General features: G+C 74.5%; 16 protein-coding genes. 8 read left to right on the top strand and 8 right to left on the bottom strand.

The features are described from left to right. Positions 1-144: 144 nt before the first annotated feature. The 5 genes from OG852_RS41390 to OG852_RS41370 all read right to left on the bottom strand — a co-directional run bounded on the left by OG852_RS41390 (position 145) and on the right by OG852_RS41370 (position 7,303). The gene (locus OG852_RS41390; RefSeq protein ID WP_330350564.1) at positions 145-1,803 is read right to left on the bottom strand and encodes an AMP-binding protein; all 1,659 of its coding nucleotides are present in this window, start codon (positions 1,801-1,803) and stop codon (positions 145-147) included. 40 nt (positions 1,804-1,843) lie between these two features. Further along, positions 1,844-2,746 (bottom strand): acyl-CoA thioesterase, encoded by a 903-nt coding sequence (locus tag OG852_RS41385; RefSeq protein ID WP_330350563.1) that lies wholly within the window; start codon positions 2,744-2,746, stop codon positions 1,844-1,846. Next, positions 2,743-3,036: a hypothetical protein gene (locus OG852_RS41380; protein ID WP_133917532.1), complete on the bottom strand. Its 294-nt coding sequence runs from the start codon at positions 3,034-3,036 to the stop codon at positions 2,743-2,745. Before OG852_RS41380 ends, OG852_RS41385 begins: the two co-directional genes overlap by 4 nt. 534 nt (positions 3,037-3,570) lie before the next feature. Next, positions 3,571-4,260, bottom strand: a complete 690-nt coding sequence (locus OG852_RS41375) for a M24 family metallopeptidase (RefSeq protein WP_133917531.1) — start codon at positions 4,258-4,260, stop codon at positions 3,571-3,573. Positions 4,261-4,360: 100 nt separating this feature from the next. Next, positions 4,361-7,303, bottom strand: a complete 2,943-nt coding sequence (locus OG852_RS41370; protein WP_330350562.1) for an ATP-binding protein — start codon at positions 7,301-7,303, stop codon at positions 4,361-4,363. A gap of 298 nt (positions 7,304-7,601) precedes the next feature. Here OG852_RS41370 and hisC point away from each other — a divergent pair, with 298 nt between their 5' ends. After that, positions 7,602-8,648 carry a histidinol-phosphate transaminase gene (gene hisC, locus OG852_RS41365; protein ID WP_330350561.1) on the top strand — a complete coding sequence of 349 codons (1,047 nt, stop codon included), beginning with the start codon at positions 7,602-7,604 and terminating at the stop codon, positions 8,646-8,648. A gap of 5 nt (positions 8,649-8,653) precedes the next feature. Beyond that, positions 8,654-10,339 (top strand): aldehyde dehydrogenase family protein, encoded by a 1,686-nt coding sequence (locus OG852_RS41360; protein ID WP_133917529.1) that lies wholly within the window; start codon positions 8,654-8,656, stop codon positions 10,337-10,339. Positions 10,340-10,345: 6 nt separating this feature from the next. On the opposite strand, the gene OG852_RS41355 is transcribed toward OG852_RS41360, so the two are convergent. Further along, positions 10,346-10,846, bottom strand: a complete 501-nt coding sequence (locus OG852_RS41355; RefSeq protein WP_133917528.1) for an Lrp/AsnC family transcriptional regulator — start codon at positions 10,844-10,846, stop codon at positions 10,346-10,348. A gap of 133 nt (positions 10,847-10,979) precedes the next feature. Here OG852_RS41355 and pdhA point away from each other — a divergent pair, with 133 nt between their 5' ends. The 6 genes from pdhA to OG852_RS41325 are packed head-to-tail and all read left to right on the top strand — an operon-like array spanning position 10,980 to position 17,307. After that, positions 10,980-12,101, top strand: a complete 1,122-nt coding sequence (gene pdhA, locus OG852_RS41350) for a pyruvate dehydrogenase (acetyl-transferring) E1 component subunit alpha (protein ID WP_133917527.1) — start codon at positions 10,980-10,982, stop codon at positions 12,099-12,101. 5 nt (positions 12,102-12,106) lie between these two features. After that, on the top strand, positions 12,107-13,132 hold the full coding sequence (locus OG852_RS41345; RefSeq protein ID WP_133917526.1) for an alpha-ketoacid dehydrogenase subunit beta: 1,026 nt from the start codon (positions 12,107-12,109) through the stop codon (positions 13,130-13,132). Next, entirely contained in the window at positions 13,129-14,469 is a 1,341-nt protein-coding gene (locus tag OG852_RS41340) for a dihydrolipoamide acetyltransferase family protein (RefSeq protein ID WP_330350560.1), read from the top strand. The genes OG852_RS41345 and OG852_RS41340 overlap by 4 nt, the downstream gene beginning before the upstream one ends. Before the next feature lie 53 nt (positions 14,470-14,522). Next, on the top strand, positions 14,523-15,704 hold the full coding sequence (locus tag OG852_RS41335) for a thiolase family protein (RefSeq protein ID WP_133917524.1): 1,182 nt from the start codon (positions 14,523-14,525) through the stop codon (positions 15,702-15,704). Next, positions 15,701-16,447, top strand: a complete 747-nt coding sequence (locus OG852_RS41330) for an enoyl-CoA hydratase/isomerase family protein (protein ID WP_133917523.1) — start codon at positions 15,701-15,703, stop codon at positions 16,445-16,447. Before OG852_RS41335 ends, OG852_RS41330 begins: the two co-directional genes overlap by 4 nt. Then, positions 16,444-17,307, top strand: a complete 864-nt coding sequence (locus OG852_RS41325) for a 3-hydroxyacyl-CoA dehydrogenase family protein (RefSeq protein ID WP_133917522.1) — start codon at positions 16,444-16,446, stop codon at positions 17,305-17,307. Before OG852_RS41330 ends, OG852_RS41325 begins: the two co-directional genes overlap by 4 nt. Positions 17,308-17,341: 34 nt before the next feature. Here OG852_RS41325 and OG852_RS41320 read toward each other — a convergent pair whose 3' ends face one another. Next, positions 17,342-18,220, bottom strand: a complete 879-nt coding sequence (locus OG852_RS41320) for a hypothetical protein (RefSeq protein WP_166663786.1) — start codon at positions 18,218-18,220, stop codon at positions 17,342-17,344. Positions 18,221-18,242: 22 nt separating this feature from the next. Continuing rightward, a complete protein-coding gene (locus OG852_RS41315; protein ID WP_330350559.1) occupies positions 18,243-21,275 on the bottom strand; it encodes a protein kinase domain-containing protein in 3,033 nt (1,010 codons plus the stop codon). Positions 21,276-21,521 lie beyond the last annotated feature (246 nt).

Below are 21,521 nucleotides of genomic sequence, written 5' to 3'. Positions count from 1 at the left end.
CGCTCGTGTCGGCGGGCCGGGAGGGCGGCTGAGCCGGGGCGAGCACCCGGCCGGCGCCGTTCACCCACGGATCGAGCTGGGCGAATCGGGTGCCAGGTCGCCCAGCGCGGCACGTGGGTCTTGTGGATGTCGGGTGTTCGTCTCTCACCGTTCGGCGGCCTGTTCGGCCTCGATGATCCTGCTCAGGGCGAACCGCTGGAGTTTTCCGCTGGTGTTGCGCGGCAGAGCGCCGTGGAAGCGCACGTCACGGGGGTACTTGTAGGGCGCCAGGACCTGTTTGACGTGGTCCTGGATCTCCTTGGCCTTCGCCTCGTCGCCGGCGACGCCGTCGCGCAGCACGACGAACGCGCAGACGACCGAGCCGCGTTCGGGGTCGGGGCGGGGGACGACGGCGGACTCGACGACGTCCGGGTGGGTGTCGATGGCGGCTTCCACCTCGGGGCCGCCGATGTTGTAGCCGGAGGAGACGATCATGCTGTCGCTGCGGGCGTGGTAGTGGAAGTAGCCGTCCTCGTCCCGGTGGAAGACGTCCCCGGTGATGTTCCAGCCGTCGAGGACGTAGTCCTTCTGGCGGGTGTCGTCGAGGTACCGGCAGCCGACGGGGCCGATGACCCCGAGCCGGCCCGGTTCGCCGGGGCCGAGTTCCGTGCCGTCCACGTCCAGGACGGCGGCGCGGTATCCGGGGACGGGCAGGCCGGTGGCGCCGGGGCGGATGGCGTCGGCGGCGGCGGAGATGAAGATGTGCAGGAGTTCGGTGGCGCCGATGCCGTCGACGACCTTCAGCCCGATGCGGGTGTGCAGGTCGTCCCAGGTGGAGCGGGGGATGTGCTCGCCGGCCGAGACACCGATCCGCAGTCCGGACAGCTTGGACTCGGCTCCCTCGCGCAGGACGGCCCGGTAGGCGGTGGGTGCCGTGGCGAGGACGGTCACCCCGTTTTCCTGGACGATGTCCGCGAGCTGGAGGGGGGTGGCGGCCTCGGTGAGCAGGGCGCAGGCGCCGGCCCGCAGCGGGAAGACGACCAGCATGCCGAGACCGAAGGTGAAGGCGAGGGGCGCGGTGCAGGCGACCAGGTCGTCGGGGACCAGGCCGAGGGTGTGGCGGCCGAAGGTGTTGTCGATGGACAGGATGTCCCGGTGGAAGTGCATGGTGATCTTGGGGACGCCGGTGCTTCCGGAGGTGGGGCCGAGCAGGGCCACGTCGTCGGCGGCGGTGTCGACGTCGGTGAACTCGCCGGACTTGGCCGCCGCCAGGGCGGTGAGGCCCCCGGTGCCGCCGTACTCCACGACCGTCAGCGACGGCAGGACGGAGTCGCGCAGGGCGTAGGCGTCCTCGGCGAACCGGTGGTCCACCAGGGCGATCGAGGGACGGGTGCGTTCGGCGACGGGGACGAGTTCGCGGACGCGCAGGGCGGCCATCGTGGTGACCACGACCCCGCCCGCCTTGAGCACGCCGAGCCAACAGGCCACCGTCCAGGGGTTGTTGGGTGAGCGGAGCAGGACGCGCCCGCCCGGGACCAGGCCGAGGTCCTCGGTGAGGACCTGGGCGACCTGGTTGGCGCGGGTGCGCAGCTCGCCGTACGTCCACACCTCTCCGGCGGGGGTGCGCAGGGCCGGGCGGTCGGGGCCGTGGAGCGCCAGGGGCCGGTCGATGAGTTCGGTCGCCGCGTTGAGCCGGTCCGGGTAGCGCAGTTCCGGGGTGGTGAACTCGATCGTCGGCCAGAGGTGTGCGGGCGGGAGATGGTCGCGGGTGAAGGTGTCGACGTGCGCCGACGGGGTGAGAGGGACGGGGAAGGGAGGGGTCAACGGACGTGTCCTTCCGGGATCCCGCCGGGGAAGGGGCGGGTCAGGCGGGGCGGATCATGCCCTCCTGGACCACGGTGGCCAGGTGGCGGTGGTCGCGCGTGAAGAAGCGGCCCGTGCCCAGTCCGCGGCCCGCGTCGGCGGCGGCGGCTTCCTGGACGTAGAGAAGCCAGTCGCCCACCGGTCCTGGGCGGTGGAACCACATGGCGTGGTCGAGGCTCGCGGTGACCAGCCCGGGCCGGGACCAGGGCAGATCGAGGACCCGCAGGACGGGTTCGAGGATCGTGTAGTCGCAGACGTACGCCAGGGCGGCCAGGTCCCGCTGGGCGTCGGTGAGTCCGTCGACGGGGCGGAGCGGGTCGTAGGGCTTGATCCAGACGGCCTGGTGCGGCCTGCGGTCGCCGTCGACGGTGAGGTAGACCGGCCCCGGCACATGCCGCATGTCGAAGCTGCGGCCGCCGGACCAGTAGGCCCTGACCTCCTCGGACAGGGGGGCGTCGGGGTGCCGTGCGAGGTACTCGGCCGAGGTCGGCAGGCCGTCCGGCCCGGGGACGTCCTCGGCGAGCGTGGCATGGAAGGCCGAACCGGGCTCGCCCGCCGCGAAGTTGGCGAGACAGACGTAGAGCGGTTTGCCGTTCTGGTGGCCGCGCACCTGGCGGGTGCTGTAGCCGCGGCCGTCGCGCAGCACCTCCACCTCGTAGCGGACCTCTGCGCCGATGTCGGCCGGGCGCAGGAAGTAACTGTGCATGGAGTGCAGCGACTTGCCGTCGGTCACCGACCGCATGGCGGCGGCCGCCGCCTGGGCGACCAGGTCGCCGCCGTAGGCCTTTGGCCAGGGGCAGGGCTGGGTGACGGCGGTGAAGGCGAGGTCGAAGTGCTCGGGTTCGGCGGGCTTCAGGGTGACGGCGGCGGTGAAGACGGCCGAGGTCGGTGGCGTCGCCGTCATCGGTCGAGCCTGTCGCGCGGCTCGGCGTCGGCGATGTCGGGCAGGTCGGCGACGAAGACCCGGTCGCCCTCCTGCATGTCGACGTGGTCCTCGAACCTCTCGCCGAACCGCGGTCGGGTGGCGGGCGTGTGCCGACTGCTCACGCCCGAGACAGGGAGGGCCCCGCCCGAGTCGGCGGTGTTCGCGTCCTCCAGGCCGCCGCGGGTGACGACGGGGGCCACGATGCCGCCGGGCAGGCGGTACATCGCGTTGTCGCCCTCCGGCCGGTACGTGCTCAGGTCGGGCTCCATGGCGATGCGGCTCCGTTCGGTCGGGGCGGTCGGTCCGGGAACCGATGTCTCGTATTTTTCACTGTCGTCAATTAAAGTCAATACATCCGGTCCGCACGTGAACCGCCGGCACCCCTGCCGACCACCCCGCACGGCAGGGAGATCGGCACGGTGTGGCGCGAGCCGGCCGGCGTCCGCCGCACCGCGCTGTGGCAGCCCGAGGCCCTGATCGGGAGACTCGGGGTGGCCGCGGTCCCGGACGACCGACTCGTGACGCCGCGTCCGTGGGCGGCCGGTGCGGGACGCGCATCCTTCATCCTGGACGGCGTCCGGGGCGGGTGCGCGGTGAAGGGGACCGGACGGGCGGTGACCCTGCTCCGCCGCACGGGAGCGTGTGCGGGATGCCGGGGCCCGGCACGGTGTGCGGCCGGGCGGCCGTTGACGGAGCAGGAGGGTGCTCGAGCAGACACGGCGACAGCCCGGCGGCCCGTGCCCACCGCACGGTCGAGGCCTCGGGGAGCGGGAGGCGGCGGACGTACGGCGGCAGGGTGCCGGTCAGAGGGTGAGCAGTTCCTCGTGGAAGCCGCCGAAGCCCCGCTCGCGGTCGACGAGATGGATCTCCAGGATCCAGTGGCAGCGGCGGCCCGCCTTGTCGGTGCGGCGCAGCGGGGTGGCGTTGGCGGGGGTGATGTACGACTCGACGTCCGCGCCGTCGATCCACTCGTGCGGGAACTCGCCGACCAGATGCCCGGCGTGCCAGCCGCCCAGCTCCCAGCCGGCCTCGGCGGCGAGCCGCTCGACCTCGGCGTACAGCCGCTCGCCGGTGATGCCGGGGTCGCTCTCGAAGAACCGCCGGCCCGCCGCGAAGACCTTCGGAAGGTCGTCGCGCAGCCGGTGCTTGACCGGGTCGTCGCCGAGGACGAAGGTCCGGCCGAAGTCGGCCTCGTACTCCTCGAAGATCGGCCCGAAGTCGGCGAACACGAGGTCGTCCGCGCCGATCACCCGGTCCGGCGGGTTCTCCTTGTAGGGGAGCAGGGTGTTCGGGCCGGAGCGCACGATCCGCTTGTGCCAGTGCCGGGTCGTGCCGAACAGGTCGTTCGCCAGATCCCGGATCCGGTCGCTGACCGCCCGCTCCCCCCGGCCCGGCGCGACGAGTCCGCGCTCCTCGATCTCCTCGAAGAGCCGTACGGCCTTCGCCTGGGCCTCCAGCAGCCGCGCCGCGCGCGTGGCTTCGTCGTCCGTCATACCCGGGAGGGTACGTGGCCGCCGGACCGGGGGGTCGCCGTACCGCCAGGGCCCTTCTGACGGATCTCCGTGGACGCCGCGGAGATCCGTCAGAAGGGCCCTAAGGGTGTCGGTCGAGGGCGGCGCGGGTCATGAGGCCGGCCAGGGCGGAGCGGGACGGGACGGATGTCTTGCGGTAGATGGCCGAGAGATGGGTCTCGACGGTACGGCGGCTGAGGAACAGCTTGGTCGCGATGGCCTGGTTGCTCAGCCCCTCGGCGACGAGCCCGGCTATCTCCCTTTCCCGCGCGGTGAGTCGGTCGAGTTCGGTGGGTGCCGGCGGGGGTTCCTCGGTGCCGGGGCGGATGAGGGACGCGAGGTCGGTCAGGAGGCGGGCGCCTCCGTCGTCGGCGAGGCGGCGGGCCCGTTCCCAGAGCACGGTGGCGTGGGGGACGTCACCGGCGGCCCGGGCCTGGGTGGCGGCCAGCAGCAGCGAGTACGCCTCCCAGAGCGTGGCGCCGGAGGGCGCGTAGGCCTGGGCGGCGGCTTCGAAGTCGTGTGCGGCGGTGCGGGGGTCGCCGCGGTGCTGGGCGAGGGCGGCCCGGGCGCGCAGGGCCGCCCCGCGCTGGCCGTGCAGCCCGATGCGCTCGGCCTCCTCGGCGGCGCGGGCGGCCCAGCGTTCGGCCCGTCGGGTGTCGCCGGTGGCGAGCGCGGTGGCGACGAGCGTGTCCAGCTGGCCGGGGCGTGTGGAGGGCTGCAGGCCGAGGAGTTCGGGTCCGCCCGCCCGCAGGATGGCCTCCTGGGCCCGGTGCGGGTCGCCGCTCACCAGGGCCGTGTGGCCGAGCACGCATCCGGCCAGCGAGGCCCACCAGTGGTGGCTGGTGCCGGCGGCGGCCACGGCCTCCTCGGCGGTCGCGAGGGCCTGGGTGTCGCCCAGGGGACGGCGCAGGAGGAGGATCAGCGCCTTGAAGCTCAGGGTGAGGGCGAGCAGGTCGCTGCTGCCGACGGCGCGCGCGACGGTTTCCGCCTCCTCGGCCGCCTCCAGGGCGGAGGGCAGCCGGCAGGTGTTGAGATGCACGAAGGCCCGCGCGCTCAGCAGGTGCGGCAGGACGTGGACCTGTCCCGCGCGACGGGCGATGTCCAGTCCGCGGGCGGTGTGGCGCTCGGCGTCGGCGTAGCGTTCGAGGACGGCTTCCGCCCAGGCCAGCCAGACCAGCGCCTCGGACAGTTCGGTGAGATCGGGGTCGGTCAGTCCGTCGGCGAGCGCGGCGGCGGCGTCGGCGAGCCGGCGGGCCGCGGCCGTCTCCCCTTCGTAGGCCTCGCCGAGCGACGCGAGCGCCAACGCGCCCAGTTCTCCCATGAGATCGTCGTGGGAGCGGGCCACGGCGAGCGTCTGCTGGACGTCGTCACGGACGGCCGGGTAGGAGACGGTGTTCAGGGCGGCCATGCCGAGCGCGAGTCCCAGGGAGACCGCCTGACGGGGTTCGGGGTCGCGGGTGAGTTCCCGCTGGAGCAGGGCGGTCGCCTCCGGGGAGTGCCCCAGGTGCCGTTCCATCATGGCGCACAGCGCCGTCGCGTCCCCGCGCAGCGCGGCGTCGGCCGGCCCCGAGCGGCCGATCAGGGTGTGGAGCAGGTCCCGGCTCTCACGCAGGCTGCCGCCGATGGCGAGCGCCCGGGCGCGGGCCAGCGTCAGCTCGCCGCGCCGGCCCGCGTGGGCGGGTGTGTCCGGCATGAGCCGCAGGACGACGTCCAGCAGATGGGCGGCGGTCGCGGGGGCCGTGTGGGCGAACTGGGCGGCGGCCTCGGTCAGTACGGCCGCCTGCACCGGGTTCCACTCCGTCAGCGACCGCTCCACGTGGTGGGCGCGCTCGGCGGCGCAGGCGCCCTTGCGCGCCAGTTCCTCCGCCACGGCGCGGTGGAGGTCGGCGCGACGGGGCGCGGCGGTGTTCTCGTAGACCAGTGCCCGCAGCAGCGGATGGCGCAGGGTCCAGCGGCCGTCGGACCCCATGCGCAGCAGATCGCGCCGGAGGGCCGTGCCGGTGTGGACGTCGGGTCCGTCCGCCGTGGGACCTCCGGCGGTCAGCCGCAGCATGGCGGGGGTGGCGTGGTCCCCGAGGACCGCCACCGCCTCGACGGTCCGGCGTTCCTCCTCGGTCAGCGCGGTCAGTTCGTCCAGGAGCAGCGACGCCAGCCCGACCGGTACCCCGGAGAGCGTGGTCCCGTGGGCCGGGGCGCCGGTGGCGGACGGGGATCCGCCGTGCCGGTGGGCGTGCAGGAGGCACCGCAGGTAGAGCGGGTTGCCCTCGGCGGCCGTGTAGATCCGGTGGGCGTCGTCCGGTGCCAGGTCGGGGGCGAGCGCCTCGATCGCCTCCCGCTCGGGCAGCGGCCCCAGCACCGTGCGCAGCACGGCTCCGCTGTCGACGCCGCGGGTCAGGGCGGCGGCGAGCGGATGCGGGGTCTGCCGTTCCCGGCGGGCGACGACCAGGACCACCCGTCCGCGCACCGGATGCCGGATCAGTTGGTCCAGCAGTTCCAGGGACGCGGGGTCCGCCCAGTGCAGGTCGTCCAGCGCCATCACCAGACCGCGCGGCCGAGCGAGCCCCTTCAGTACGTCCGTGACGGCGCGGTGCAGGCCGAAGCGGTCACGGCCGTGGGGGCGGGAGGCCGGGTCGCCCATCCCGTACAGCACCGGTGCGGCCGCCTCCGGTACGGCTCCGGAGGCGAGGAAGGCGGGATCGGCGTCGGCGAAGGCGTCCGTGAACGGCTGGAACGGGGTGTGCCGCTCGTACTCGGTGGCCCTGCCGCCGAGCACGGTCAGTCCGCGCCGCCGGGCCCGTGCGCGCAGTTCGCCCAGCAGTCGGCTCTTGCCCATGCCGGCGTCCGCGGTGATGTCGAGCACGGCGGGTGCGTCGTCCCGTCCGAGGCCGGCGATCACCGCGTCGAGCCGCGCGAGTTCCTCGCCCCTGCCGATCAGCCGTGTCGCCGTCCCGTCCCACTCCGGCACCGATCCGTCTCCGTCCGTCCCTGTCGTACCGCTTGCGCCCATCATGCCCGGCAGGGGCATGCGCCCAGGTGAGCCCGGTTGACGGGACTGGACGCGGGAACCCGCCTCGCGGTTCCGGGATCCGCGGCCGGAGCTGCGGATACGGAGGGCCTGGCCGGCCAGGGGCGCGCAGTCCGTCTCGTACCAAAGGTCCCGCAGGGGGCTCCGGGAGACGGTTTGCCGAACTCCCGACCTCTTTTCGTCGATTCGTAGCCGAATTCGCCAAACAGTTGAGCGGTTGTCGTCCGCTCTTCACGCTTTCCCTGTCAAGTGCCCGGCGGCCAGGCCACGGGCCCCCCGCTGCGGAAGCGAGTCGACCATGGTGCGTGTCCGTACGTCTGTGTCCCAGTTGCCCGCCTATGTACCGGGCCGCAAACGGCCCGGCGCCGTGGTGCTGGCCAGCAACGAGTCCCCGCACGGGTTGCTGCCGGGGGTGGCCGCGACGCTCGCGGAGGCCGCCGGCGGTGTGTCGCGGTACCCGGACATGCACGCCTCCTCGCTCGTCGAGGCCCTGGCCGCGCACCACGGGGTGGAGCCGGAGCGGATCGCGGTGGGCGCGGGTTCCTCCGAGGTGTGCGGGCAGTTGCTGCACACGGTCGTCGGACCGGGCGACGAGGTCGTCTTCGGCTGGCGGTCGTTCGAGGCGTACCCGATCCTGACCGCCGTCGCGGGGGGTACGGCGGTGCGGGTGCCGCTGCGGGACCACGCCCTCGACCTCGACGCGATGGCCGCGGCGATCACCTCCCGGACCCGGCTGGTCTTCGTGTGCAACCCGAACAACCCGACGTCCACGGCGGTCGGCGCGCGGGCGCTGACGGAGTTCGCGGACCGGGTGCCGGAGGACGTGCTGATCGTGGTGGACGAGGCGTACCGGGAGTACGCCGATCCCGCCCGGGTCCCCGACGGTCTCGCGCTGCTCGGCGACCGGCCGAACGTGGCGGTGCTGCGGACCTTCTCCAAGGCGTACGGCCTGGCGGGCCTGCGCGTCGGCTACTGCGTCGCACCGCCCGGGATCGCCGCGCACGTGCGGCGGACGCAGGTGCCGTTCAGTGTGAGCGCGCTCGCCCAGCGGGCGGCCGTCGTGGCGCTCGGCGAGAGCGCGGAGGTGGCCCGGCGGGCCGCGCTCACGGTCGCCGAACGCGACCGGGTCGCCGGGCGGTTGCGGGAGCTGGGCCATGACGTGCCCGACTCCCAGGCCAACTTCGTCTGGCTGCCGCTCGGCGCGGACAGCGGCGACTTCGCCCTGCACTGCGCGGACGGGAAGGTGATGGTCCGCCCGTTCCCCGGCGAGGGCGTGCGGGTGACGATCGGGCTGCCGGAGGAGAACGACGCCCTGCTCGCGCTCGCGGCGAGCCGGAGAGGCTGACGGCCATGCGCCCCGGTCCCTACGAACGCCACCACGAGCTGCTGCACGGCCTGGTCCGCGCGCTGGCCGCCGGCGAGTGCCGGCGCCCCTTCACGGAGGCGACCGGCCAGGACGCGGCCGACGCGGGCATGCGGTCCACCCGCACCGCCGGGAAGGTGTTCCACTCACTGCTGGGGCGGCCCTTCGAGCTGGGGCAGCCCGGCGAGGCGGGCCGTGTGCGCACGGAGTCGTCGCCGTACGGCGTCGGACCGGCCGTCTCCTATCCGCGCTGCGAGCCCGCCGAACTGGTCGCGGCGGCTGGACGGGCGGCGGCCGGCTGGCGGTCCGCCGGGCCGAGCCGGCGGGCCGGGCTGGCGGTGGAGATCCTGCGCCGGCTCAACACGCGCAGCCATGAACTGACCCTGGCGGTCCACCACACGACCGGGCAGACCCTCCCGGCGGCCTTCCGCGCCGCCGGGCCGCGCGCCCAGGACCGGGCCCTGGAGGCGGTGGCCCGGGCGTTCGCCGAGTCGGAGCGCGTCCCGGCGGATCTGCGGTGCGAGAGCGCCGTACGGGGCGGTCGGCCGCGTGCGCTGCGGGACACCAGCACCCTGGTGCCCCGGGGGGTGTCGCTGCTGGTCGGGTGTCCCGACTTCCCGCTCTGGAACGGCTGGCCGGGCCTGTTCGCGAGCCTCGTGACCGGCAACCCGGTGATCGTGGCGCCGCATCCGCGCTCGGTGCTGCCCCTGGCGATCACCGTGCGGGTGGCCCGGCAGGTGCTGGCGGAAGCCGGGCACTCCCCCGACCTGGTGACGCTGGCGGTGGCGGAGCCGGAGCGGCGGGTGCACCGGCTGCTCGCCACGGACCCGGCGGTGCGGATCGTGGACTTCACGGGCTCCGGGCGGTTCGCGGACTGGCTGGAGCAGCACGCCCGCCAGGCGGTGGTGTTCGCCGACCGGACGGGGCTGAACACCGTGCTCGTGGACTCCACCGACGACTACCGGGGCCTGGTGCGGGGGCTCGCCCTCGCCGCGTGTCTCTGTCACGGCACGGTGCGCACCACACCGCAGAACATCCTGGTGCCGGAGCGGGGCTTTTCCACCGACGAGGGCCACAAGACGCTGCGGGACCTCGGGGCGGACCTCGGGGACGCCGTGGACCGGCTGCTCGGACATCCCGCCCGCGCGGCGCGGCTGCTGGGGGCGATCACCGGCGAGGAGGTGCGGGCCGCGCTGGCCGAGGCCGCGCGCTGCGGCCCGGTCCTGCGCGCCTCCGCTCCCGTGGCCCACCCCGACCATCCCGGGGCGGAGCTGCGCGGACCGCTGCTGGTGCGGCTGCGCGCCGCGGACGAGCGGGTCTACACGCGGGAGTGGCCCGGGCCGGTCACCTTCCTGGTGGGCACCGGGTCGACCTCGCACGGTCTGGACCTCCTGCGGCGCACGCTGGGCCGGCACGGGGCGCTGTACGCGTCGGTGCACTCCAGCGACCCGCTGGTGCTGGCGGCGGCCGAGACGGCGGCGCTGGACGCGGGGGTGCATCTGGTGGAGAACCTCGACGACCTGCCCGCTGACCCGTCCTCGGCCTTCGCCGACCTGCCGGGCTCGGGCGCCGACTTCATCACCGGGAGGTTCCGGGTGGTGCGCGCCCGCCGGCCCGCGCCCCTCACGGTGCCGCCCCCTCGCGACGTCGCCGCCGAGCTGGTCCGCGTATGACCGTGGTCAGTCCGTCCAGGTGGCGCCGCGTCCCCGGACCTCGTCGAAGACCAGCCAGGTGCGGGTGGAGCGCACGCCCCGCACCGCGTGGATGTTCTCCAGGACGACCTTGCGCAGGGTCAGGTTGTCCGGCGCGCGCACCAGCACCAGGGCGTCGAAGTCGCCCGTGACGAGGGCGACATGCTCCACGAAGGGGATCTCGCGCAGGGCCCGGGAGATGTCCCGCCAGGCGTTCTGCTCGATGCTCAGCGTGACGTAGGCGCTCGTGCCGAGACCCGCCCGCTGGGCGTTGAGCTGCGCGGTGAAGCCGGTGATGACGTCCTCGGCGACGAGCCGGCCGATCCGGGTGTAGGCGTTGGCCCGGGAGATGTGGACCTGCTCGGCGAGCGCGCGCACCGAGATACGGCCGTCCTGGAGCAGCCGGCTCAGGATCTGGCGGTCGATGTCGTCGAGCGGGACGGCAGTTCGTCCGGCCACCGCCGCCGGCAGCGAGGATTCTTCGGACACATTGTCCTCCCAGGCACTTCCGTCCGGCAGTTCATCGCCGGTTCTGCCGAGCTATTGAACACATATTCCGCGATGCCCACCATTCTCCTGTCAAGTGTCCAGGGAATGCCTCCAGAGAAAGCGAGTGCCCCCGATGTCCGTGAAGAGCCTTCGGCAGACGGTTCAGGGCCTCCTGCCGTCGCTGACGCCGGTGCGGTTCGTGGCCGAGGACGGCACCCCCGTCGCCAGGCCGCCCGCCGAGTACGCCGAGCCGCCGGTCGAGACCCTGCGCGAGGCGTGGCGGCGGATGGTCCTGGGCCGCCGGTTCGACACCCAGGCGACCGCCCTGACCAAGCAGGGCCGCCTCGCGGTCTATCCGTCGAGCCGCGGCCAGGAGGCCTGCCAGGTCGGCGCGGTGCTCGCGGTGCGCCCGGAGGACTGGCTGTTCCCGACCTACCGCGACTCGGTCGCCCTGGTGACCCGCGGCATCGACCCGGTCGAGGTGCTGACGCTGCTGCGCGGCGACTGGCACTGCGGCTACGACCCCGCCGCGACCCGGGTCGCCCCGCAGTGCACCCCGCTGGCCACGCAGGTGCTGCACGCGACCGGCATGGCCGAGGCCCTGCGCCGCAAGGGCGAGGACGGCGTGGCGATGGCGCTGATCGGCGACGGCGCGACCAGTGAGGGCGACTTCCACGAGGCGCTGAACTTCGCCGCCGTGTTCCGGGCGCCGGTCGTGTTCTTCGTGCAGAACAACCGGTACGCGATCTCGGTGCCGCTGGCCCGCCAGACGGCGGCGCCCGCGCTGGCGTACAAGGGCATCGGCTACGGGGTGCGTTCCGAGCAGGTCGACGGCAACGACGCGGTCGCGGTGCTGGCGGTGCTGGCCTCGGCCGTGGCGCACGCCCGCGCGGGACGCGGCCCGGTCCTCGTCGAGGCGCACACCTACCGCATGGACGCGCACACCAACGCCGACGACGCCAGCCGCTACCGGCAGGACGACGAGGTCGAGCGGTGGCGGGCCGCCGACCCCGTCGAGCGGCTGGAGACGTACCTGCGCTCGCGCGGCGCGCTCACCGACGCGGACGTGGCGGCGGTGCGGGAGGAGGCCGAGGAGCTGGCGGCGCGGCTGCGGGCCGGCATGAACGCGGACCCCGTGCTCGACCCGCTGGAGCTGTTCGACCACGTGTACGCCGAGCCGACCCCGCAGCTACAGGAACAGCGTGCCCAGTTGGCGGCCGAGCTGGCCGCGACCACCCAGACCCAGGAGGACTGACGACGATGGCCACGGTCACGATGGCGCAGGCGCTCACCGCCGCCCTGCGCGACGCGCTGCGCGAGGACGAACGGGTCCTCGTCTTCGGGGAGGACGTCGGCCCGCTCGGCGGGGTCTTCCGGATCACCGACGGGCTGACCCGCGACTTCGGCGAGGAGCGCTGCTTCGACACCCCGCTCGCGGAGGCCGGCATCGTCGGTCTCGCGGTCGGCATGGCGATGGGCGGGTTCCGGCCCGTGGTGGAGATGCAGTTCGACGCCTTCGCCTACCCGGCGTTCGAGCAGATCGCCTCGCACGTCGCGAAGACCCGCAACCGCACCCGGGGCCGGATCGGTCTGCCGATGGTGATCCGGGTGCCGTACGCGGGCGGGATCGGCGGGGTGGAGCACCACTGCGACTCCAGCGAGGCGTACTACGCGCACACGCCCGGTCTGAAGGTGGTCACCCCGGCCACCGCCGAGGACGCGTACTGGCTGCTGCGGGACGCGATCGCCGACCCGGATCCGGTGGTCTTCCTGGAGCCGAAGAAGCTGTACTGGTCGCGCGAGGCGGCCGCTCCGCAGACGCGCGGGGCGCTGCCGTGGGGGCGGGCCGCGATCCGCCGGGAGGGCCGGGACGCCACGCTCGTCGCCTACGGCCCGTCGGTCCCGGTGGCCCTGGCCGCCGCGCAGGCCGCCGCCGAGGACGGGATCGAGCTGGAGGTCGTGGACCTGCGGACGCTGGTGCCCTTCGACGACGAGACCGTCACCGCGTCGGTGCGCAGGACCGGGCGCTGTGTGGTCGTCCAGGAGGCGCAGGGCTTCGCCGGGGTCGGCGCGGAGATCGCGGCCCGGGTGCAGGAGCGCTGCTTCCACTCGCTCGCCGCGCCGGTGCTGCGGGTGACCGGCTTCGACATCCCGTATCCGCCGCCGAAGCTGGAGCACGCGCATCTGCCGGGCGTCGACCGGATCCTGGACGCGGTCGACCGTCTGCAGTTCGCCGACGAACCCGACACCCGGCACCTGCCGCGGCCGCAGGGGGTGGCCGCATGACCGCCGTGACAGCGACCGAGCAGGTGTTCCGGCTGCCCGACCTCGGCGAGGGGCTGACCGAGGCGGAGATCGTCGAGTGGAAGGTGGCCGTCGGCGACACCGTCGTCATCGACCAGGTCGTGGTCGAGGTCGAGACCGCCAAGGCCGCCGTCGAGGTGCCGGTGCCGTACGCCGGGACGGTGCTGCGGCTGCACACCGAGGCGGGGACGGCCCTCGCGGTGGGGGAACCGCTGATCACGGTGGGACCCTCGGCGCCCTCACCGGGCGAGGCCGCCGCCGAGCGGTATCGCGAGGAGGAGCAGGCCGGCTCCGGGAACGTCCTGATCGGCTACGGCACCGGGCACGACCCCGCCCCACGCCGTCGCCGCCGCCGTACCGGCTCCACGACGGTCGGCTCGCCGTCGGCCGCCACGGCGCCGGTGGCCGAGCGCGCGCCGGTGGCCGGGCCCGCGCCCTCGATCGAGCCGCACGCCCCCCGTGTCCTCTCCCCCCTCGTGCGGAAGCTGGCACGGGACCACGGCATCGACGTCACCGCGCTGACGCCGTCCGGCCCCGCCGGAGTCGTCCTGCGGCGGGACGTGGACCTGGCCGTCGCACACCCCGCACCGGCACCGACCGCACCCGCACCGGAGCGGCCCTCGGCGGGCCCCACCCGCATCCCCCTGCGGGGCCTGCGCAAGGCCGTCGCCGACAAGCTCTCGCGCAGCCGCACCGAGATCCCCGACGCCACCACCTGGGTCGATGTGGACGCGACCGGACTGCTGCAGGCCAAAAGGGCACTGGAAGCGGCCGAAGGAGGCCGCCGCGTCGGCCTGTTGGCCCTGCTGGCCCGGATCTGCGTCGCCGGTCTGCGCCGCCACCCCGAACTCAACGCGGCGGTGGACACCGAGCGCCGGGAGATCCTGCGGTACGACGAGGTGCACCTGGGCTTCGCCGCGCAGACCGACCGCGGCCTGGTCGTCCCCGTCGTACGCGACGCCCACCGGCTGACGACGGTCCAACTCGCCGAGGAACTGGCCCGGTTGACCGAGCTGGCCCGGACCGGGAGCCTGCCGCCCGACCGGCTCACCGGCGGCACCTTCACGCTCAACAACTACGGCGTGTTCGGCGTCGACGGCTCCACGCCCATCATCAACCACCCGGAGGCGGCGCTGCTGGGCGTGGGCCGGATCATCGACAAACCGTGGGTGGTGGACGGCGAGTTGACCGTCCGCAAGGTCGCGCAGCTCTCACTCAGCTTCGACCACCGGGTCTGCGACGGCGGCACCGCCGGCGGCTTCCTGCGGTTCGTGGCCGACTGCGTGGAACGCCCGGCGATCCTGCTCGCCGACGTCTGAGCCCGTCCCCCCGCGCCCTCTGCCGGGGCGCACCGCACACAAGGAGAACGCCGATGACCACCGAGGTGTATCTGATCGACGGGGCCCGGACCCCCCAGGGCCGCTACGGCGGTGCGCTCGCGTCCGTACGGCCCGACGACCTGGCCGCTCTCGTCGTGGGGGAGGCCGTGCGGCGGGCCGGGATCCCGGGCGAGGCCGTGGACGAGGTGGTCCTCGGAGCCGCGAACCAGGCCGGAGAGGACAACCGGGACGTGGCGCGGATGGCCGTCCTGCTGGCCGGGCTGCCGCACACCGTGCCCGGGTACACCGTCAACCGGCTGTGCGCGTCCGGGCTGACCGCGGTCGCGTCCGCCGCGCAGGCCGTCCGGGCCGGTGAGGCGGAGCTGGTGGTGGCGGGCGGCGTCGAGTCGATGACCCGCGCGCCCTGGGTGATGGCCAAGCCGGGCACACCCTGGGCGCGGCCGGGCGAGGTCCACGACACCTCGCTCGGCTGGCGGTTCACCAACCCGCGCTTCCCCGCCACCACCACGCTGTCGATGGGCGAGACCGCGGAGGAGGTCGCCGCCCTGGACGGCGTCACCCGGCTGGAGGCGGACTCCTTCGCGCTGCGCAGCCACCGGCGCGCGGTGGCCGCCCGGACGGCGGGCCGCTTCACGGCGGAGATCGTCCCGGTGCCGGTGGCGGACGGGGAGGTCACCGAGGACGAGGGCCCGCGCCCGACGACCACGCTGGAGAAACTGGGCGCGCTGCGCCCGGTCTTCCGCAGGGGCGGGATCGTCACCGCGGGCAACTCCTCACCCCTGTCCGACGGGGCCGCCGCCCTGGTGGTGGCGGGCGCGGCGGCGGTGGAGTGGTACGGGCTGACGCCCCGGGCCCGGGTGGTCACCGCCGCCTCGGCCGGGGTGGAGCCGCAGCTCATGGGTCTCGGCCCGGTACCGGCCACCGCCCTGGCGCTGGAGCGGGCCGGCTGGACCGTCGACGACCTCGACGCGATCGAGCTCAACGAGGCGTTCGCCGCCCAGGCCCTGGCGGTGACACGGCGGCTGAAGCTGGACCCGGACCGGGTCAACGCCGACGGCGGAGCCATCGCCCTCGGCCATCCCCTGGGCTGCTCGGGCGCCCGTGTCCTGCTCACCCTGCTGGGCCGGCTGGAGCGGGAGGGCGGCCGACGGGGTCTGGCGACCCTGTGCGTCGGGGTGGGGCAGGGCGTGGCGATGCTCGTGGAGCGGGTATGAAAACGTACGACACGCTCGGCGTCGAGGAGCGTGCGGACCGGGTCGTGGTCACCCTGTGCCGGCCCGCCGTCCGGAACGCTCTCGACGCCCTCATGATCAACGAACTCCACCAGGTGTGCGGGGAGTTGGAGCGCGCCCCGAAACTGCTCCTGCTCACCGGGCACGACGGGGTCTTCGCGGGCGGCGCCGACATCGCGGAGCTGCGGCGGCGCGGCCGGGACGAGGCGCTGGAGGGGATCAACAGCCGGCTGTTCGAGCGGGTGCGCCGGCTGCCGCTGCCGACCGTGGCCGCGGTGCCGGGGTGGGCGCTGGGCGGCGGCGCCGAGCTGGCGTACGCCTGCGACCTCAGGATCGCCGGTCCGGACGCGATGTTCGGCAACCCCGAACCGGGCCTCGGCATCCTCGCCGCCGCCGGGGCGTGCTGGCGGCTGCGCGAGCTGGTGGGCGAGTCGGTGGCCAAGCAGGTGCTGCTCGCCGGGCGCACCCTCGACGCACGGGCCGCGCTCGGCTGCGGGCTGGTCCTGGACGTCGTACCGGCGGACCGGCTGCTCGACGAGGCGCATGCGCTGCTCGACCGGATGGCCCGCTCCTCGACGCTCGCGCTGCGCCTCACCAAGCTCGTCACCGACGCCTCGGGGCCGCATCCCGTGGCCGACGACCTGGCTCAGGCGGTGCTCTTCGAGAGCCCGGACAAACAGGAGCGCATGACGCGGTTCCTGGAGAAGAGGGGAGGACGGGCATGACCTCGGCCACGACCCCGCCCGCGGTGGTGGGGGTGATCGGCGGCGGCCGGATGGGCGCCGGTGTCGCCCAGTCGTTCGCGGCGGCCGGATCACGGGTGGTCGTCGTGGAACGCGACGGCACCACGGCGGCGGCCGCGCTGGAGCGGATCGCGCACGGGCTGCGGAAGGCGGCCGAGCATGGGACGCCCGAGGGCGCGCCGGACCCCGACGTGCCGGACCGGGTGACGGTCGTCTCGTCGGTCGACGCGCTGCCCCGCGACTGCGACCTGGTCGTCGAGGCGGTCCCCGAGGACGCCGCCCTGAAGGCGGAGGTGCTGGCCGCCGCCGAGGGAGCCGTCCACGACGGGTGCGTGCTGGCGAGCAACACCAGCGCCCTGTCGGTGACCGAGCTCGCGGCGGTCCTGAAGCACCCCGGGCGTTTTCTGGGGATGCACTTCTTCAACCCGGTGCCCGTCTCCGCGCTCGTCGAGCTGGTCCTGGCGCCGGGCACCGGCGCGGCGGCCCTCGGCGCGGCGATCCGCTGGACCCACGCCCTCGGCAAGCAGGACGTCGTCGTGCGGGACTCCCCCGGGTTCGCCAGCAGCAGGCTCGGGCTCGCCCTCGGTCTGGAGGCGATCCGCATGGTCGAGGAGGGCGTCGCCGACCCGGAGGCCATCGACACGGCCATGCGGCTGGGCTACCGCCATCCGATGGGGCCGCTGCGCCTGACCGACGTGGTCGGACTCGACGTACGGCTCGCCATCGCCGAGCACCTGCACGCGACGCTCGGCGAACGCTTCGCGCCGCCCCGGCTGCTGCGGGAGAAGGTCGCCCGCGGCGAACTGGGCCGCAAGAGCGGCCAGGGCTTCCACCGCTGGTGAACGACGGCGGCCCCTCCCCCTCGACGTCGAGCGGTCAGAGACCGAGGCGATGGAGGGCCCGGGCGGTGTGGCCGCGCAGCGGTCGGGTCCAGCCCGGGAGGGTGCCGCAGGCTCCGGTGTCGTAGGAGTGGACGAGGATCGTCAGGACCTCGTCGGGGAGGGCCGCCGGGTGGCGGCGGGCGCTCGCTATGGCCGCCGTGAGGCGCACCGTCTCGTCCGGGGAGGTCAGGCCGGTGGTCAGGGAGGCGCGTTCGGTGGGACCGAGGGGGCCGGGGAGGTGCCCCAGGGCGAGGTGGGCGGAGGCCCGGGGGAGGGTGCGGTCGTGGGGGACGGCGGCCAGCGCGTCCGGCAGGCCGGGGGCGCGGGGGTACCAGACGGCGAACGCCGCCGCCCGGGCCGCCACGACGGGGTCGGGGTCGTGCAGCCGGCGCAGCACGGATGCCGTGTGGCGTCCGGCGGCGTGGTAGGCGTCGGCCGCCCAGCGCAGGGCCACCGCGTCGGCCACGTCGGCGACGGCCTCCACGTCCGGGTCGTCCTCCTCGAACAGGACCCGGATCACCGCCTGTTCGTCCGCCGGGCCGATCCCGTCGGCCTCGGCGAAGGCCGGTGCGGGGTCGAAGGGGAGCAGGTCGTCGGGCAGGTCGCCGAGGGCGACGGCGTGCAGCAGGGCGAGGACCGTTGCCCGGTCCGGGGTCGACGGCGTGTCGAGGAGGGTGACCAGGGGGGTCACCGCGTGGGCGCTCGCGGGCCAGCGGGTGCCCTGGTGGTAAAGGGTGCCGCTGAGCACCGAGACCGCCGCGCGACGGGCCGCCGGATCGGGGTCGGTGAGCGCGGCCAGGTGCCCGGGTACGTCGTCCGCCCGGCCGTGGGCGTGATGGAGACGGCTCCACTCGGCGGGGGGCGGGGTGCTCACGGGCCGGAGCCTACGCGCCCGTTCAGGTGACGGGCAGTCCGTAGGCGCGGTCGAAGTGCTGGGCCACGAGGTGTCCGGCGCCGTCGCAGGAGAGCTGCCAGTCGTTGACGCCGGTCTCGCGGCCGTCGGTGAAGTTCCACAGCAGTCGGCCGGAGGCGGTGTCGATGGCGTAGAAGCCGTCCTTGTTCTCGTAGGCCGGGACGTAGAGGGCGTGCGCGCCGACCGCGATCGGGCCGTCGACGTTCAGGCGGGGTGTCTCGCAGAACCAGCGCCGGGTGCCGTTCGCCGCGTTGAAGGCGTAAACGCCGTGCGGATCGGTGCCGGTGGCGTAGACCGTGTTGCCGCCCGCCCCGAGGGAGGCGAACATGCCGCGTTCGGCCTTGGCCTGCCAGCGGATCCTGCCGTCGGCCAGGTCCAGGGCGATGAACTCGGAGCCGATGGCGAACACGGTCCGGCCGAGCACCGCGAGCCCCGGCCGGAGGTCGTAGCCGACCGGGTGCCGCCAGAGCAGGCTGCCGCCGTCGCGGGTGTCACGGACCGCGACGTTGCGCAGGCCGTCGGCGTAGACGAAGTAGGTGGAGGTGATGACGGGTTGCAGGGGGATGCCGACGTCCTCCGGGTCGATGGGGATGACGACGGCCCGGCGTGCCCTGAGGTCGACGCCGAAGACCGTGCTGGTGGAGGTGGCCACGCCCTGCTCGCCCGACCGGCGCTGGAGGCTGGCGCCGAGGACCGAGACGGCGTATCCGTCGTAGCTGCCCAGCAGTTGGTCGAACTGGTAGTCCTCGCCGAAGTCGAGCGTGAACTTCTCGGAGCCGTCGGCGGGGTCGACGCCGATCAGGGTCGACCCCGTCCCGCCGAGCGCGACCGCGGCGCCGTACGTCAGCGTCACGGGCGTGGGCGAGAGGCTGATGCCCTGGTAGACCCACTTGGGCCGGGAGCCGTTCGCGAGGTCGAGACAGATCATCGTGCCGGGGCGCGTCTTGAGCAGGGCCGTGCCGTTGTGGAAGACGGCCGGGGCCTGGAGCAGCGGTCCGCCCCGGTAGACCCAGGTCGGTTCGGGGGCCGGGCCGGCCGGGCGCACCCCCTGTGCGCGCGGCTTTCTCCGGGCGGCCACGACGGCCGCGCCCCCGATGAGCGCCGTACCGGCGCTCGCCGCCGCCGTGAGGACCGTGCGCCGCGAGAGCGGGGCGCGCGCCCGGGCCCGGTGCTGAACGGGACCGCCGGAACGTTCCGGCACCGCCGCGTCGACCCCTTGCCGGGTCCCTGCCTCCCCCCGGGCACCCGCCCTGTCCCGGCGCCCTTCCTGCGTCGGCACGCCGGCCCTTCGCCGGAAACCGCCCAGCCCCCGGGCGTCGGCACCACCCCGGGACCCGGTTTGCACCCAGGCGTCCGCGCCATCCAGTGGCTCTCCCCGCGTCGATGCGTCCGCCCCTCGCCGGAAACCGCCCAGCCCCCCGACGTCGGCACCACCCCGGGACCCCGCCTGCACCCAGGCGTCCTCCCCGTCCCGGCGCCCCTCCTGCACCTGGGCGTCCGGCCCTCGCCGGAAACCGCCCAGCCCCCCGACGTCGGCACCACCCCGGGACCCCGCCTGCACCCAGGCGTCCTCCCCGTCCCGGCGCCCTTCCTGCACCTGGGCGTCCGGCCCCCGCCCGAAGCCTCCCTGCGCAGGGGCCTCGGCGCCGGTCCGGGGACCCTCCTGCCCCCAGGCGTCGACGCCATCCCGGCGCGCTGCCTGCGCCGGGGCGTCCGCGCCGTCCTGGGACCCCGCCTGCACCCAGGCGTCCGCGCCGTCCAGTGGCGCTGCCCCCTCCGGGGTGAACGGTGTTCGGCCTTCCGGTGTCTCCTCCGATCCCCCTCGGCCGCCGCAGGGTTCCCCTTGGGTCGGCTCGGTGGCGAGCCCCCCGGTGGCGGCGCCCCCGGCCCCCCGGGCGCCGCGGACGCCGTCCAGGTCCGCGCCCCGCGCACCGGGTGAGCCGGCCCCGCTCGGGCACCCGGAGGCGCCCTGCTCACCGGTGACGGCGGTGTCGTACGCCGACCAGCCCACCGTCGCGTAGGCGGACCCGCCCCGGCCGGCCGTGTACGGCTCCGGCTCGGGTACGTCGGCGGAGCCCGCCGGTGCCGCGTCCCGGCCGCGGGCGAGGTCCGTCGCGACGGCCCGGCGCTCCGCGAGGGCCGCGGCCGCACGGCGGGCGGCCACCATGTCGGCCACCGCTCGCGGCAGCCACCCCTCGGTCAGTACCTGGTCGGCGCCGCCGGGCGCGCAGGCCGCGGAGAGCCGGTCGGGGTCGATCCGCAGGGCCGGGTCCTTGGCGTGACAGAGGCTGATGATCTTGTCCAGCGGCTCGGGCACCTGGGTGAGGTCGGCCGAGCCGTGGACCACCTGGTAGAGCAGCGCGGCTCCGGCGGCCCCGCCGAACGGCGTGTGCCCGGACGCGGCGAACGCGAGCACCGAGCCGAGACAGAAGACGTCCCCCTCCGGCCCCATCTGCTCACCGGTGGCCTGCTCGGGGCACATGTAGTCGAGGGAGCCGAACAGCGAGCCGTCGCCGGTGAGTTCATAGCCGTCGCGGGCGCGGACGATACCGAAGTCGATGACCCGGGGGCCGTCGGCGGCCAGCAGCACGTTGGACGGTTTGAGGTCGCGGTGCACCAGCCCCTCGGCGTGCACCGCGATGAGCGCCTCGGCGATCCCCGCGCCCAGGGCGAGAACCGTCTCCACCGGCAGCGGGCCGTGCTCGGCGACCGCCTCGGCCAGGGTGGGGCCGGGAACGTAGACGGTGGCGAGCCAGGGCGTCTCGTCGTCCGGCGCGGCGTCCACCACGGGCGCCGTGAAGGCCCCGCCGACCGCCGCCGCGGCCGCCACCTCACGGCGGAAGCGGATACGGAAGTTGCGGTCCTCCGCCATCTCGGGCCGGATGACCTTGACCGCGACGGTCCGGCCCTCGAAGGAGCGCGCCAGATAGACCCGGCCCATGCCGCCGGCTCCGAGCCGGGCCAGGAGGCGGTACGGCCCTAGCTGCTCAGGGTCTTCTGGGCGCAGTGGTTTCATGCCCTCGGCCGCCTGTTCTCGGTGGGGGGTCCGGCAACAGATTAAAGGCAGGAGTGCGGGAGGGGAGCGTTCCATGAACACCCTCGCCGATGACCTGAAGATGAGTGTGAGCCACACCTTCCGTTTCGCGAAACCCATATGACGCGACGTCAAAGATCGGGTGACACGTGCTCGCCCTGCGGGAACAGTGCGCGATGAGCAACAAGTGCAGGATGAAGCGACCTGGGCGATCCAAGACGTCGGATG

Origin of the sequence: Streptomyces sp. NBC_00582 (assembly GCF_036345155.1) — a bacterium.
In the GTDB taxonomy this organism is placed as follows: Bacteria; Actinomycetota; Actinomycetes; order Streptomycetales; family Streptomycetaceae; genus Streptomyces.
Note: the sequence above shows the minus strand (reverse complement) of the source record. Positions and strands in the feature narration are given on the sequence as shown.

Coding starts and splice junctions, on each gene's coding strand:
- OG852_RS41325 (WP_133917522.1), top strand. CDS start 16,444: ATGACCTCGGCCACGACCCCGCCCGCGGTGGTGGGGGTGATCGGCGGC.
- OG852_RS41385 (WP_330350563.1), bottom strand. CDS start 2,746: ATGACGGCGACGCCACCGACCTCGGCCGTCTTCACCGCCGCCGTCACC.
- OG852_RS41370 (WP_330350562.1), bottom strand. CDS start 7,303: ATGCCCCTGCCGGGCATGATGGGCGCAAGCGGTACGACAGGGACGGAC.
- OG852_RS41330 (WP_133917523.1), top strand. CDS start 15,701: ATGAAAACGTACGACACGCTCGGCGTCGAGGAGCGTGCGGACCGGGTC.
- hisC (WP_330350561.1), top strand. CDS start 7,602: ATGGTGCGTGTCCGTACGTCTGTGTCCCAGTTGCCCGCCTATGTACCG.
- OG852_RS41340 (WP_330350560.1), top strand. CDS start 13,129: ATGACCGCCGTGACAGCGACCGAGCAGGTGTTCCGGCTGCCCGACCTC.
- OG852_RS41335 (WP_133917524.1), top strand. CDS start 14,523: ATGACCACCGAGGTGTATCTGATCGACGGGGCCCGGACCCCCCAGGGC.
- OG852_RS41360 (WP_133917529.1), top strand. CDS start 8,654: ATGCGCCCCGGTCCCTACGAACGCCACCACGAGCTGCTGCACGGCCTG.
- OG852_RS41345 (WP_133917526.1), top strand. CDS start 12,107: ATGGCCACGGTCACGATGGCGCAGGCGCTCACCGCCGCCCTGCGCGAC.
- OG852_RS41375 (WP_133917531.1), bottom strand. CDS start 4,260: ATGACGGACGACGAAGCCACGCGCGCGGCGCGGCTGCTGGAGGCCCAG.
- OG852_RS41315 (WP_330350559.1), bottom strand. CDS start 21,275: ATGAAACCACTGCGCCCAGAAGACCCTGAGCAGCTAGGGCCGTACCGC.
- pdhA (WP_133917527.1), top strand. CDS start 10,980: ATGTCCGTGAAGAGCCTTCGGCAGACGGTTCAGGGCCTCCTGCCGTCG.
- OG852_RS41380 (WP_133917532.1), bottom strand. CDS start 3,036: ATGGAGCCCGACCTGAGCACGTACCGGCCGGAGGGCGACAACGCGATG.